The following is a 15,195-nucleotide window of genomic DNA, read 5'->3' as shown; positions in this document are numbered from 1 at the left end:
AAATAATGTTTGTTTAGTGCAGACTACATTTCCTTAAGCCCTATTGCTAGAAACTTAGGGCTTTAAATTTGTGACTTACCGCGCAAATTGTTGTTTACTAAAGGCAACTCTGTCAAGAATAGTCTCTTTAGTAGATGCACGTGCCTCAATTAATTTATATCGTTTAACAGCACCTTCCCGATTAGCAATTTGTATATTTAGCCCTGGTCTTGCATTTAATTCAAGCATTAAGGGGCCATGGTCTCTATCAAGAACAATATCGACACCTAGATACCCTAATCCAGTTAGCTCATAACAACTTGCAGCAATTTCAAGGATTTTATCCCAGTGAGGGACTTCAATATCTACAATTGGATTTAAGGTATCAGGATGATAATCAATCGTGTCATTGTGAAAAACACCACCTAAGGTTTTTCCAGTTGCAAGATTAATACCTGCACCAATAGCGCCTTGATGTAAATTGGCTTTTCCTCCTGATAAACGTGTTGGTAAACGAATCATGGCCATAGCAGGATAACCTAACAGAGTAATAACACGAATATCAGGCACACCTTCATAACTTATCTCTTTAAAAACTGAGTCAACGATAACACGATGTTCTATAATGGCATAATCAGCATGGCCGCCAAGGCTATAAGCGCCTGATAATAAAGAAGAGAGATGATAGCTTAGCTCTTGATCTGTAAGTAATTTACCATTTATCTGCCTATAACGTCCAAAGACTCGCTCTGTGATAACAATAATGCCATCGCCACCTGCTCCGTGGGCAGGTTTTATCACAAAATCTTTATAAGGAGCTAAAAGTTGTTTAATGTTTTTTATCTGATGTTCTGTTTCTATTATTTTATAGAGTGGGGGAACAGCAATCCCAGCTTTTAAAGCCAAATGTTTAGTTTGTAATTTATCATCTACTAACGGATAAAGCTTACGGTGATTATAACGTAATACATAATCACTATTACGTTGGTTAATACTTAAAATACCTTTCTGCTTCAAACGACGATAAACATGCCACATTAAGGACCTCCAGCTCCAGCCAGCACTTTAAAGCGGAACAGTTCAAAGAGCCGATAACCTCTATACTGGCCAACAAGTAAAATTAAAGCCAATAAAACTAATAATAATTCTGGAAAAGCAAAAAATAAGTATTGTATTGGCGCATAACTCATAGCCCAAAAAGCTATAATTGCCGCTAATAGACTACCTAGCCCCGACTTAATTGCCTCACTTGGACCACGCTCATCCCATGTTATACACATTCTTTCAATAGTCATGGTTAAAATAACCATAGGAAATAGGGCAACGGAAAGACCAGATTCAAGACCTAAATTTTGACTCAGCACGCTGATAAAAATCATCAAAAGAATAACAATGGTTAATATAGCTGCAAGTCGTGGTACTAAAAGAAGTCTAAGCTGATCTAAGTAAAACCGAGCTAATAATCCAAAAGATACTATAAGTATAAATAATGATATACCCCAAATAACATGCGTTTCTCGAAAGGCAAGTGCAATTAACACTGGCATAAATGTTCCAAATGTTTTTAAACCAATAAAGTTACGCAACAGTAGAATAATAAAAGCGCCAATCGGTACAGTAAGTAAAATCTTATAAGTTTCTTGAGCATTAACGGGTAACTGAAGTAAGGAAAACCTTAACATCTCTGAGTCTGTTTGTAGGCCCCTGGCTTTAGCAATAGTTAGAGCATTGATAGGCGTAGGCGAGATAGTTAAATTAAATGTAGCTCGTTTACCACCCACCACAGTGTATAAGGGTTCAGAACCGTATTGCCAGACTAAGAAGTTTTTAGGTAAGCCTGCACTGCCAGTACGTGGATTAATATAGAGCCATTCTTTACCATTATAAACGGCCATAAATGATTTAAACTCAGCTTTATTTTGCTGGCTTAAGTAAACTCCTTTTACAGACATTGCATAAATCTTGGCTTGATTTAGTATCAAGATTGCTGCATTAAGAACATTCTCTTCAGAGAAATCACTGCCAATAAGAAGTTTAGCGTTTCCCTCTTTTTTATTTAATTCTTTTATTGTCCCTTGTGCAAAAGTTTGGATATCTGCTGAAGACTGGCGAACTAGGTTAGTAATGTTATTGACTGCTGATTTTTGATTTTCTGCCAAGGACAGCCCTTTAATAGGTGGTGGTTTGGGTAGAGTTGCTTCATTTGTATCTGTTTCACGAAATATTGCTCGATAATAAAGTGATTGATCACCTGCGCCGCGGCGTAACGACCAGACTGTTTGTCGATTATAACCAACTAAATTTGTTGTAACACCATAATTATGTGAAACAAAGTATTCATCTAAAATAGCAAAATAAGGTGGCATGTAAGGAATAATAAAGTTTGCTTTAACTGGCGTATTTCGCTCAGCTGTGAAGCGAAGGTTTGCTTCGACCATCCAGCTATTAACAGTTTCAGTATCAGTAAGTGGTACATCTAAAAACAAGTGGCGATATAAAAATAACCCTATACCAAAAACAAACAAGGTTATAATTAAACCGTAGACATGATGTTTATTTGACTTCATTATTATTCAACACTGCTGGTTTAACATTAAAAGTAATGCTTGGATCGACTAAACCTGAGAATGCTTTGATAGCATCTCGCCCTAGTAAGAGAGGATATAAGAAGCGTTTACGATTAGCTAGATTAACAGGGATGGCGCGTTCCCTATCACCAATTCGAATACGCATTAGTACAACAGGTCTATTTAAAGGGTCTTGTTTAGATTTTAAATGTTCACCAGCTCTTACTTTAATTTTTACATCTCCCAAATATTTGGCTATAAATGGAATATCTCCTTCTTTGGTAGGAACAAGAAAACTTAAATAAGTTTTACCATTTTGCTCAACCTGTTGAATATGAATTGCACTAAGTGAGGCAGACTTTGCGCCAGTATCTAGCTTGGCTGACAATGGAAGGTTTTTATCAACCAGGATAGCTTTTTCAACATAGCCATAAACAATTTTATTTTCTGAAGCCATTGTATATCCTGAAAATATTATGCAAACTAAAATGAGCAATGTAGATAACTTCATCTCTTCCCCTCTAGTTAACGTGAGTTCAACCGAAAAGATTTTGTAATCTTTTCGGTTGAACTAGCTTTTTTAGTCTAGATCCCGTACAAATGCTTTGCATTTTACGGGATAACGTTCGTTTAGCGGCACAAAAGAGCCCTCGGCTCTTTTGTGTCGAGCTCTCGTTAGTTAAATCTATAAATCTTACCAGTTTAGTGAGACTGTGCCCAGGCCTTCATAGTATAGGAAAATTGTTTCCAGTTTAATTAAAGAAATTACATTAATAGCCACTAACTATGTTCTTTAATTTGCTAAATGAAAAGAGGTAAGCCCAATTAAGCCTGTAATAAAATAAAAACTTGCCATTTTAAAGCGCTGTCCTTTGCGTAGAAATAAGCATAAGACTGTTAATACAATTAAAGCAGGATAAGTAAGTTGTAAAATAGGATTTAGAAAAGCTGCAATGCCTCTAAAATCTAATAAAGATATAATAAACGCAAATCCTGTTGTAAGAATTAAAAAAATAAAGAACTTATTCCTGCCTGCTTTACAGGTTGTAGCAAGATAACGTGCAAATAAATTATTTAAAGCAACTGCTGTTGTTAAACAGGAAAAAAACATCGTAATAGCCATAAATAAAGTAGCTTGGCTGCCTAACGCATGCGCAGCAATAGTAGGCAAAATCAACTCAGGCCTAACATTAGAGAGTAATGCAGCGTAGTGAGAACCTAGATAAACTAACCCTAAATAAATAAGCCCCAATAAAGCAGCTCCTAAAATACTAGGCTTAATTGCAAAGCGAATAATTTCTTGATTAGAAGATTCGGGAAACTCTTTTTGTATTTGCTTAAAAATTAATGATGAGAAGAAAAAAGCAGCAAAGAGATCCATCGTTTGGTAACCTGTTAAAAAGCCATTGCTGAAGGCTTGACTAGCTATAGTTTCATGAAGATTCGCAGGGGCTTTTATTACTGCAATTAAAATTAAAATAACAAGGGTAGACAGTAGTAAGGGGCTCATCCATTTTCCTAGCGCTTTAACCATAAAGGTATCGTTTAAGCAAAGGAAAAAAGTGATAAGACAGAAAGCTAAACTAAACCACATCAAAGAAATTTGTGGAAAAAGATAGCTTATACTGCCATAAGCAACGGTAATGCACCGGGGAACTACACCAAATGAACCCAGAAGAGATAAGATAAGAAAGGGTAGAAATGCGCCCGCTAATTTTCCTGCTTCATTAAAAAAATGAAGATAATTACCATGATAAAGTTTAATTACAAATAAACCTAATAAGGGTAAAAAAATACCGGTCAGTAGTAAACCTAGAAACCCTAAAAACCAGTGTGAGCCACCTATATGGCCAATTTGTAAAGGAAATACTAAATTACCAGAGCCAAAAAACATTACAAAAATTGCGAACCCATAGATTAATGTTAATTTATACTGCTGCATGAAAAGATTTTCCTACCGATTTAAGATTAAGATTTAGCCTAAGAGTCTATTTAAGGGCTTTAAATAGATGGTTTTAAGCTAGAGCAAATTTGAATATTGAGCGAGCGTAAACGGCCTAGGCGGCCACATAATTAATTAATCGGAGGTTAAAATTATAAATTACTCTCTTTTTAGTCATTGATAAGATAGCCTGCTGCATAATTTTAAGTGTGCAATTATATATCACAGTAGTTTCTTTATACTCATTTATTACGCATTTGGCAAGAGATAATTGTATATCTATGCAGTAAGATAAGAAATCTTAGTTTAACGAGATGTTAGAAAGAAAAAAAATCATTAAGAATTACAGGCTTAAAGATTTAAGTAAATATTAATAGCAGAAGGTTTATAAAGAAAGCAAAAAGCATTCATTAGGTAACCTCGTAATGTAAAGGACAGCAAGAAATCAGCTAGCCAAAGAATAACAAAAATTTTACTTTTATTTTTAGATAATTATGTTAATATTGTTGATGGACTAGCTATTTTGGTCTATTTTAAATCAAGATGAAAAATATATTGTCATTTGCGAGGAAGTCATGTAAAATGCGGCCCATCTTAGCCGTTGCATTAATTCCATGACGACCAAGACCAATTTAGCGAATGATACAGGCTCTTCAATTGATAATGAAAGTTCTATTTATGCTATCGCGGGTAGGCTAGATGTTCAAAGTCGCTTGTTGGCTAAGCAGCTGCATGAAGCGGGTCATATCTATCTTCTTTATGGCTTACTTGATGGTCTAAATCTTTCCTACAGTACCCTTAAATACTTCTTCGATGTTGTCTTAACGAATAGTAAAACTTCCTCATCTGATGCTATGCATGAATGGACATTAACTCCTGCAGGAATGTTAGTTGCAGCAACAGAATCAATCACATTAATTGTTTTTTCAATGCTTGCCAATCATTTTAAAGACAGTGACAAGAATCTTTTTAAACGTTATATCGCTGTTACCTGGCCTTATCTTCGTGATTCATTAAAAGGATTAAAAAATGGTTATAAGGGTGTGCGTAGTGCGGTTCAAGTTGCTAATTTATTGGGCGGCTTTCATTTAAACCTTTTAATTCTTCCAGTAGGTTTAGTGATAAGTGGCTTGACAATAATGAATCGAATTTGGCTACGTCATATGATAAGTTTGCGTAAGGATATGATGAGAGCAAATGCTATATTGCTGGAATCAATTGAGAATAACGAAAATCTAACGAGCGAAGACTATAAAAGAATAAGAAATTCTATTTTCGACCAAGCTGAGGAAGTAAAGAATAGGCATCGATTTGCTTATGTAGCAGTAGCGTATAGTGGTATAGCAGATAGCCTTTATTATTATATAGGAATACTAACGTTATGCTCATTTAACTGGCCATTATTATTAGCAATGGCTACCCTTTGTGTTACTTACTCCCTTGTTTGTATTGCGACACGGATGTATGAGGAGTATGACCATCAGCGCAAGCTTAAAATCTCACAAGTAAAAATTGATCTAGCATTATTTATTAAGGAAAATACCCCGGTTTTGCAAACTAATTTCGCACGGTTGCAGGAAATATCTGAACTTATAGCATTAGGTGATAAAACGAAAGCTCTTCTTGAGGAACAAGATAAGCTAACCGCAAATATAAAAGCAACGTTACTAGAATTTAAAAATAAGCGTGATCATCTTAAATCTTTAGCAACTCTATCACCGTTGCAAGCTTGTTTAGAAGGAATGAGGCATGGTTTAGCTGCATATGGCGCTCTTTCAAGTGTGGTGTTTGCTATTGCAACAATCATTGTTTTTACCACCGCGACATTTCCGCCGGCGTTAATTATCAGTTGTATTTCTGCGGGTATTATATTTCTAGCTGGCTTCGTTGCTTACTCCATGTATCAACATTACAAGCATAGAACTAAAGAAGACATTGTTGCTGATAAGCCTTACGAAAAGTTAAACGACATGTTAAAAGATTTAAAGCAAATACAGCAACGGAATACTAAACTACTTAAAGACCCTGAGTGCTCTGAAAAGCCAAGAGATTTTAAAGAGGAAGTGAAAAAGGTTATTGATGATGGTAAAAAAGTGCCAAGTGCGCCTGAATTTATTTTTCAACAATGGTTTGAAACCATACGTTCTTTTTTTTCAGGATTAAGTAAAGGTACTAAAGCTGTAGATTATACACTTAATCCATTGCAAGAATTAGCAAGTGACGGGCACTATCATGATACGCCAGTTATGATAGGTATTTCATTTGCAGCATCAGCATTATATGCTTTTACCTTGGCGCTACGCGCTCATGCTCGAAGTTTTGGCCGCCCTCCTATCTCTCAGCCTAATCCTATGGACGGTAAACAGGCAGCTAGTGTTGAAGCAGCAGATCCTAAAGCTGAGCCGACTCTGACAAATGGCGATAAACCGGATCATCCTCCGCCTATAAATCAAAAAATTAAAGTAAAAGATCCTCAACAGCAGCTACAAGCGCCACCATCAAGAGACAGTGAATTCATAGTGGCTGAGAGGGTAGCGAATAATTCTCAATTAGCTCAACATTGCTCAAGAAAACCCACCCAGCCAATCCCGATATCCCGCTTCACTTCTCTATTATTCCATCACACTAGTCAAAGCTCAAATGACCGAACAGAGAAAGCTAAATTAACAACAAATAGATTTTTTAGTAAAAATGACATTGCAGAAGAGAAGCTAGGCGGATTGAACCAAAATACTGTCAGCTCCGCTCAATCTGATACTCGCATAATTAAGAAGCCCAACTTAACTAAAGCATTACGACTAGGCTCATCTTCCTTTTCATTATTTTCAAGAAAAGACAATTTCCTCTCTCCCGTTATAAGTACTGTGACACCGACACCGAGCTAGACAGCTTTAAAATATCTTCTTGTGATAATTATTTAGTCAAGCTTTTTCATTCTGATAAAGTTGCGGGTTTAGACTAGGATCATTGTACATTTTTAATTGTCGATAAATTCTAAATGTTCGTGTCTGGTTTTTAAATTCTTTAAGTAGTTGCTCTAAACAAAGAGATAATTGACTTTGTTGTTGTAATAAAATATCAAGTTTTTGTTCGCACTGAAAAATATGCTCTTTATTTACCTCCTGACGCAAGGTTTGTTGCTTCATGTGATAAATTTTAAGAGCGAGAATAGAAAGCCTATCAATGATCATGCCGGGTGTTTCAGAATGTGTGGGGCAAAACTCTGATTGGGGAGCTGGTTTTAAATAAGTAAAGAGCCATTCATCAATCGCTTCCATTCGGTTATTACGTTGTTGATTATAGTAATCAATTTCTCGTTTTGCCTGATAAACAAACTCATAACCCATATCATCGCGACGCGCTTTATCTTCAGCGTGCCAAAGCTTATAGTTAAAGCCATGGTTTTCTTCAACTAAAGCTAGAAAGTTTTTATGACTATAAGTAACTTCATTACTTTTCCATGCGATAATGCTATTACGATGTAAGTTAATGATTTCAGCAACTAATACATCAGGTTTCATAATTAGTTAATCACTGTGAAAAGTTTGAGTGTATCATATTTTTAAACGTGGAATTACAGAAGTTAAATAAACTTTAATTAATATCTAACGATGTTAATTACCAATTTCTGCGCAAAAAGTGTAGTATTAATAAAATAACAAAATTTTGTTATAACTTGAGAAGCTAATTTGCTAACGTATTTGAAACTATCTTAATTTATAGACCTTAATTAAGACACAGATGGAGATTTTCATGAAAGTTTGGTGCACAATAATGCTATCATTTATTGTAAATACTTTAGCCTATGGTCAAGTTATATTTCCTACTGGCTGTAATCCTGTTGCTGTAGAAGGTGAAACAGTTATATTAAAAACTAAACAGCCAACACTTTACTTAATTTATAACAATTCCCCTAATGATTTGTGGATTACGCATCCTGTTTCGGAACCAAGTGCTAGTGCAGGCTGGAGTAGTCGCCTTGAAGCGCAGCACTGGTCAGCCTTAGCACTTGATAAGAATTCTTTTGAATTAAGTTGTATTGAATCAAGGCCGGGTCATGAGCAGCAAATTCCTTGTGCTGGCATGTTAGCTATATGTCATTGGCCAAAGGTTAAATTACCAGCAAGTGCAACAGGTACTTTTTGGGCTGGTGAAAATATGACTTTAGAATCTTTAAGCGCATACTTAGGGGGTAGGGGCTTTCAATTACCGACTGCTCAATAAATGATAAACTGCGTGGCCTAAGAAAGTAAAAATGAACTGTCTATAATGAACTTAATAATAATGTGGTGCTTGTGAGTAAAAAGAAAAAAGATCCTTACTATCAACGTGAAAAAGAAAAATATGGCCTACCTATTCCTAGCCGAGAGTTAATTATGCAAGTGCTAGAAGAATACGGTCGTCCTATGTCACGAAATCAATTAATCAATAAACTAGATATCCATTCAGAAAGTGAACAAGAGGCATTAGGCTTTCGCTTAAAGGCGATGCTGCGAGATGGGCAAATCATGCAAGATCGCCGCAATAGATTTTGCCTCTTACAACGTATTAATCTAAAGAAAGGGACAATACAGGGACATCCGGATGGGTATGGCTTTTTTATTCCCGATGATGGCAGCGATGATATGTTGCTATCAGCAACCGAGATGCGGGCCGTCATGCATGGTGATACTGTCCTCGCCTATCAAAGTGGTCAAGATAGGCGTGGGCGGCCAGAAGGAAAAATTCATGAGGTTATTGAGCATGCCAACGTAACAGTCGTGGGCCGCTTTTTCACGGAACAGGGCGTAGGCTTTGTTATTCCTGATAATAAGCGCCTAACTCAAGATATCTCTATTCCCCTAGAGTTTGCTAATAATGCAAAACAGAGCCAGATCGTTTTAGTTGAAGTGATTGCATTTCCTAGTAAACGAAATCAGGCGGTTGGAAAAGTAATTCACATACTTGGTGAGCATATGGCACCGGGTATGGAAATTGAAGTAGCTATTTATGCTCATGGCATTCCACATCAGTGGCCCGATGATGTTTTGGCTTTCGTTGCTAGAATTTCACAACATGTTACGCCCGAGCAATGTGTTGACCGTACGGATTTAAGACATCTGCCTTTTGTTACCATTGATGGTGAAGATGCTAAAGATTTTGATGATGCCGTTTACTGTTATAAAAAAGCAAAAGGCGGGTATCAGCTTTATGTTGCTATTGCTGATGTGAGTCATTATGTTCCGATGGGTTCGCCCTTAGATAAAGAAGCAGCTCGTCGTGGCAACTCGGTATATTTTCCAGGCAAAGTTGTTCCTATGCTCCCAGAGGCATTATCCAATGGTATTTGTTCGTTAAATCCACATGTTGACAGGTTATGTATAGCTGCTGAAATCGCAATTAGTGCTGAAGGTAAAATTACTCGCTCAAAATTTTATCGAGCTGTCTTTCATTCACAAGCGCGTCTAACTTACACGCAAGTAGCAAACTGGTTAGAGAAAGATGCTGTTGATTCAGATAAACAAGCAGTTTGGACGAATTTAAAAGATTTATATAGCCTTTATAAAATACTATTACGAGCGCGTAAGAAGCGCGGCGCAATGGATTTTGATACAACAGAAACCTCAATTGAATTTGATGAAAATAGGAAAATTCAGCGTATCGTGCCTGTTGTGCGCAATGATGCTCATCGACTAATTGAAGAATGTATGCTAGCCGCTAATGTTGCAACTGCTCGTTTTTTGGAAAAATCAGGAATTCCAGCGTTATATAGGGTACATGCTACGCCTGATGAAGATAAAATTATGGCATTGCGGCAATTTTTAGGTGAACTAGGTTTGCGTTTAGGTGGTGGCAAAAAGCCGCATCCAAAAGATTTCCAAGCTACTATTGCCTCTATTGGTGATAAACCTGAGAAGCACCTAATAGAAACAGTTATTTTACGTTCGTTAAAGCAGGCTCAATATGCAGAAAAAAATGATGGGCATTTTGGGTTAGCCTATCCTGCATACACCCATTTTACTTCCCCTATTAGACGTTATCCTGATCTACTTATTCATCGCGCTATTGGCCATTTAATAGACAGCCAGCCAATTGAAGAGTTTGTTTACACTGAAGAGGATATGAATCGATTTGGCAAGGCTTGCTCAGGAACAGAGAGACGAGCAGATGAAGCTACTCGAGAAGTGACTGCCTGGTTAAAATGTGAATATATGCAAGATAAACTTGGTCAAACCTTTGATGGAACTATTTCAGCTGTTACCGGTTTTGGTATTTTTGTCGAATTAAATGAAATTTTTGTTGAAGGTTTAGTTCATGTAACTTCATTAAAAAATGATTACTACGAGTTTGATCCTATTAAACATCGTTTAAGAGGAACACGCTGTGGCCAAACTTACCGACTTGGTGATAAAATTAGAGTGCTAGTATCTCGAGTCGACCTAGATGAGCGCAAGATTGATTTTGAATTAGCTGAAGCTCCGGACGCTAATAATGAGTGAGCAAATTATGTACGGCATGCATGCCGTGACTGCTCTATTAAAGCAAGGTCAGCGTCCTATAAGAAAGCTTCTGTTTAATATGGAGCGCCGCGATCAACGCCTGCAGCAATTACTTAATCTAGCGATGGAACGTCGTATTCCTATTGAGCGTTTAACAGCACAGCAGATGAATCAGCGGTTTGCTCAATTTACTCATCAAGGTGTTGTAGCCTATGTCGATGCACTGCCTATCTTTAGTGAGAATGACTTATCTTCCTTACTACATAAAAGTAAAAAGCCACCTTTGTTATTGATTTTAGATGCTATTACTGATCCACATAATCTAGGCGCTTGTCTGCGCACCGCAGATGCAACAGGTGTTGATTTTATTATCTTGCCAAAAGATAAAAGTGCAAGCCTTACGCCAGTAGTAAGTAAAGTAGCATGCGGTGCTGCTGAAACGATACCTTTAGTGCGTGTGACCAATTTAGTGCGTAGCTTAGAATTCCTAAAACAAGAAGGCGTTTGGATTTATGGGGCTGCAGGAGAGGCCAATAAAACGATTTACTCGCTGGATTTCAAATTACCTATTGCCCTTATATTTGGCGCTGAAGGCCAAGGTATGCGCCGCTTAACACGCGAGCATTGTGATGAGTTATTTTCTATTCCTATGCTAGGCAATGTAGAAAGCTTGAATGTCTCTGTCGCTGCTGGTGTGTCTTTATATGAGGTAGTTCGTCAACGTACTGCTTGCTAACAAAATTTAGTCATTTCTTAATTAAGCTTGTTTTTTAGCTATATACTATAATTTCAAGCATAGCTTAACTTTAAGTTATTAAAATACATTAGGTATTTCTAATACTAATAAAAGGCTAATATGATCCAGCTTGGAAATATAAATATTAATCAAAGGCGATATCAGGAATTTGACAAGCGCCTTCTTGCAGAAACTAATCTGCTTGAAAAGTGGTTTATTGAGCAAATTTTCATTGAAAGAGAATTAGAAGCAGGATCAGAAATTGAGCTATTTTTATTAGATAATCAATATAATCCAGCACCTTATAACTTAGATTTCATCAAAAAAGTTAACCAGTCGGCACTAATTCCTGAAGTAGGCGCTGCTCATCTGGAAATTAACACTCGTCATGTACATTTATACAAAGACGGTTTGAGTAAATTGCATCAGAGTATCTTAAGTTTTTGGCGCAAATGCTGCAATATTGCTCGCCAAAATCAGTACCATTTAGCCTTAATAGGCACATTACCTACAGCCACTGGGAAACATATTGATATAAAATACATGACAAATAAAAAGCGCTATCATCTTATTAATGATAGTATTCAAGATCAATGCGCCGGCCAGCCAATCTTAATTAATCTTTTGGGCGCTGAGCATCTTAAGTTTCCCTTATATTCTTTGACTGTTAATGGATTGATTTCAGCATTTCAAATACATATTCAAGTTGGCCTAAGTCAATCAGTAAAATACTATAATATTGCGCAAGCTATTGCAGGTCCTATGCTAGCTTTAGCGTGTAATAGTCCTTTTATTTTAGGTAAACATATTTGGGCCGATTCTCGTGTCTTTCTTTTCGAACAAGCGATGACCTTACCTCGTTTTGATAGGGCTTCAGGATTTAAGTGCTGTTTTTTTGGTATTGGTTATTTAAAAAATTCCTTCTTTGAATTATTTGATCAAAATTATCATTTTTTTCCAAGGCTTATACCTGAAGTCTCTTATAAATCGCCAAAGGATAAGATGTTTCATGTAAGGCGGCAAAATGGTGTTATTTATCGGTGGAATAGGCCAGTTATTGATTTTAATGATAAAGGTCAACCGCACTTGCGAATTGAGCATCGTGGCTTATCCTCAGGTCCTACTATTATCGATATGATAGCTAATGCGACTTTTTTTTATGGGTTATTAAGTTATTTCTCTTTGCAATCAACACCCATAGAATATTTATTACCCTTCTGTTTGGCAAAAAGAAATTTTTTTGAAGCGGCACGTTATGGCTTTGATGCAAAATTTGTTTGGTTTTTAGGTAAAAAAATTAATGCTTTTCTATTATTAAAAGAATTACTTCCTTTGGCACGCCAAGGATTATTAGCTCTAGGCATCAATTATGATGATATTGAGCTATATTTAAGCATTATAGATGAGCGTATTACGAAAAGAATGAATGGTAGTGCTTGGCAGTGCCAATTTATAGATAAATATGGTCGTGATTTTCACAATATGCTAGATAGCTATCTGAATAATCAGTATCAAGAATTACCTATAGCACAGTGGACTATCTAATATGGGGATTGTAAGTCAAATTAGTATGATTAAGTTTTTTTTCCAAAATTTTACGGAAAAAGAATTAATTTTTCTTGTTAATTTTATAAGTAGGGCGTCATTTGACCCTGGCGATTTAATTATTTCTCAGGGCAGTATTAGTGAGCATCTTTATATTATTGAAAAAGGTAGCGTTGATGTTTATGTTACTTTGCCAGGTGATTTTATAAAACCGACTTCTATTTTAACTGCACCGCAAATTTTTGGCGAAGAAGCTTTTCTTGCTAATGAATTAATGACTACAACCATGGTTGCTAAAACACCTGTTCATTGCTTTTTGCTTAAACGTTCTGTTTTAGATGCTTTACGTGTTACTCATCCAGAAATTTCATTTAAAATTGAATGTGCTATTATTAATCAAACGAATGAGAAGATTAGTAATAATGGAAAAAAATTAATTAATTTTCTTCTATCATTGCGAGCTAAACATAATTTACGCTCTGATCATGCGTATTACTTGCCGAATAAAGAAGCCAAGTATCAAGATTTAAATATCAAGTCTATAAATAGGCAGCTTTTAGATAAGTTAGCATTTTTAAACCTACTTACCAAAGCGCAAATTGACGAACTTCTTATGGTTATGCAGGCGCGTTTATATGAAAAAGGATATCAATTAGATAAACAAAGTTTAGGAAAAATTAGTTTGGTTTTCTCTGGTGCTGTTATGTTTTTTTTAGCTAATCAAACGAAGTTAGTTAAATCGATAGGTATTATTAGTATTGGTGATTTATTTTTACAGCCTTTGTTTGCGCAAGATCTAAAGTCACTTTTCAAATTTGTAACTTGTGAGGAAAGTATAATCTTAGAGCTAAATATTCATCAATATCAGCAATTAAGGCAGCTAGATGCAGAAATTTTTTATAAGATAAGCCAATACATTCATACTGCTTTTGTGCGATCGCTTTACATGATTAATCGTCAGTTTATAAGAATTGATTGCGAATACATGAACCCTATTTCATGAGGATAAAATGTGTAGAGTTCTTATTTATTTAGGTAAACAACAGGTGCCTTTATATGATTTATTATATGGACCTGATAATTCTTTGGCTCATCAGAGTTATGCGCCTAAATTAATGCAACATATTCAAAATCTGGCTGGTTTAGGTTTTTGCGCTTGGTCAGTTAGCTCCCCTGAGCCGCTTATTCCTTTTTATTATAAAACAACGTCATTACCCTTTTTTGATAAAAATTTATACCGTTTATCTAAAAAAATTTGGGCTAATTGTTTGCTCGCTCATGTAAGGGGCGTTGAATATAGCATTAGCGAAGTTATTTCTGAGCAAAACATTCATCCCTTTAAATTCGAAACCACACAAATTGCTTTTGCTCATAATGGTAGTTTGGCAAATATGGCTGAAATGAAGCATGCTCTAAGTCAAGAGATGAAGCCCTCTATCTTTGCTCAAATAAAAGGGACAACAGATAGCGAGTGGCTATATGCTTTATTTTTATCACAATTAACCGACTATACTAGTGAGGTTAGTTTAGATGAAGCCTTTAATGCAGTTATTAAAACGCTAGTTATTATTCGTGACGTTAGAAAGAAGTGCGGCATTAAAATTGCCTCACCAGTTAATTTATTCCTAACAAATGGTGACTACTTAATTGTGACCCGTTTTGTTTATAACTTTGGCCATAATGAAAATAATGTCCAAAAAGCTTTTTTTGAATATCACAGCTTATGGGCCACTTTTGGGGAGGCCTATGGAAGTAGTGGCGGTATTTATAAAATGTGCGGTAGTAGCAAGCGGCAAAATATTTTATTTGCTTCTGAGCCCTTGACATCTGATAGAACCACTTGGATAGAGCTCCCTGAATATTCAATTACTAAGGCCTGGTTTGAAAATGATGAAATTGTATTTAGGACTTCTGATATAACGATTTAAAGGTAGCTAAAGTTTATGA

At 36.0% G+C, this 15,195-nt stretch carries 12 protein-coding genes; 7 read left to right on the top strand and 5 right to left on the bottom strand.

Features of this window, described 5'->3' with window-relative positions:
- Nucleotides 1-75: 75 nt before the first annotated feature.
- The 4 genes from ACQUW5_RS11245 to ACQUW5_RS11230 form a co-directional block, all read right to left on the bottom strand.
- On the bottom strand, nt 76-1,017 hold the full coding sequence (locus ACQUW5_RS11245) for an alpha-L-glutamate ligase-like protein (RefSeq protein WP_444991349.1): 942 nt from the start codon (nt 1,015-1,017) through the stop codon (nt 76-78).
- Nucleotides 1,017-2,546: an inactive transglutaminase family protein gene (locus ACQUW5_RS11240; protein WP_444991348.1), complete on the bottom strand. Its 1,530-nt coding sequence runs from the start codon at nt 2,544-2,546 to the stop codon at nt 1,017-1,019. Before ACQUW5_RS11240 ends, ACQUW5_RS11245 begins: the two co-directional genes overlap by 1 nt.
- A complete protein-coding gene (locus ACQUW5_RS11235; protein WP_444991347.1) occupies nt 2,533-3,003 on the bottom strand; it encodes an ATP-dependent zinc protease family protein in 471 nt (156 codons plus the stop codon). Before ACQUW5_RS11235 ends, ACQUW5_RS11240 begins: the two co-directional genes overlap by 14 nt.
- A gap of 336 nt (nt 3,004-3,339) precedes the next feature.
- Nucleotides 3,340-4,488 carry a branched-chain amino acid transport system II carrier protein gene (locus tag ACQUW5_RS11230; protein ID WP_444991346.1) on the bottom strand — a complete coding sequence of 383 codons (1,149 nt, stop codon included), beginning with the start codon at nt 4,486-4,488 and terminating at the stop codon, nt 3,340-3,342.
- Between the two features lie 614 nt (nt 4,489-5,102).
- Between ACQUW5_RS11230 and ACQUW5_RS11225 the strand changes: the two genes are divergently transcribed.
- Entirely contained in the window at nt 5,103-7,373 is a 2,271-nt protein-coding gene (locus ACQUW5_RS11225) for a hypothetical protein (RefSeq protein ID WP_444991345.1), read from the top strand.
- A gap of 36 nt (nt 7,374-7,409) precedes the next feature.
- On the opposite strand, the gene ACQUW5_RS11220 is transcribed toward ACQUW5_RS11225, so the two are convergent.
- Nucleotides 7,410-8,009 (bottom strand): DUF4254 domain-containing protein, encoded by a 600-nt coding sequence (locus tag ACQUW5_RS11220; protein ID WP_444991344.1) that lies wholly within the window; start codon nt 8,007-8,009, stop codon nt 7,410-7,412.
- 232 nt (nt 8,010-8,241) lie between these two features.
- On the opposite strand from ACQUW5_RS11220, the gene ACQUW5_RS11215 reads away from it, so the two are divergent.
- The 6 genes from ACQUW5_RS11215 to ACQUW5_RS11190 all read left to right on the top strand — a co-directional run bounded on the left by ACQUW5_RS11215 (nt 8,242) and on the right by ACQUW5_RS11190 (nt 15,176).
- Entirely contained in the window at nt 8,242-8,712 is a 471-nt protein-coding gene (locus ACQUW5_RS11215; protein ID WP_444991343.1) for a hypothetical protein, read from the top strand.
- Between the two features lie 71 nt (nt 8,713-8,783).
- A complete protein-coding gene (gene rnr, locus ACQUW5_RS11210; RefSeq protein WP_444991342.1) occupies nt 8,784-10,967 on the top strand; it encodes a ribonuclease R in 2,184 nt (727 codons plus the stop codon).
- Nucleotides 10,960-11,703, top strand: coding sequence for a 23S rRNA (guanosine(2251)-2'-O)-methyltransferase RlmB (rlmB, locus tag ACQUW5_RS11205; protein ID WP_444991341.1), 744 nt, complete (start codon nt 10,960-10,962; stop codon nt 11,701-11,703). Before rnr ends, rlmB begins: the two co-directional genes overlap by 8 nt.
- A 120-nt stretch (nt 11,704-11,823) precedes the next feature.
- Nucleotides 11,824-13,248, top strand: coding sequence for a glutamate-cysteine ligase family protein (locus ACQUW5_RS11200; RefSeq protein ID WP_444991340.1), 1,425 nt, complete (start codon nt 11,824-11,826; stop codon nt 13,246-13,248).
- A 1-nt stretch (nt 13,249) separates the two neighbouring features.
- Nucleotides 13,250-14,251 carry a cyclic nucleotide-binding domain-containing protein gene (locus ACQUW5_RS11195; protein WP_444991339.1) on the top strand — a complete coding sequence of 334 codons (1,002 nt, stop codon included), beginning with the start codon at nt 13,250-13,252 and terminating at the stop codon, nt 14,249-14,251.
- A 7-nt stretch (nt 14,252-14,258) separates the two neighbouring features.
- A complete protein-coding gene (locus ACQUW5_RS11190; protein ID WP_444991338.1) occupies nt 14,259-15,176 on the top strand; it encodes a class II glutamine amidotransferase in 918 nt (305 codons plus the stop codon).
- Nucleotides 15,177-15,195: the final 19 nt, after the last annotated feature.

The sequence above is a fragment of the Legionella pelazae genome, from assembly GCF_052527395.1.
The sequence above is the reverse complement of the archived record's forward strand: the minus strand, read 5'-3'. Positions and strand labels throughout refer to the sequence as shown.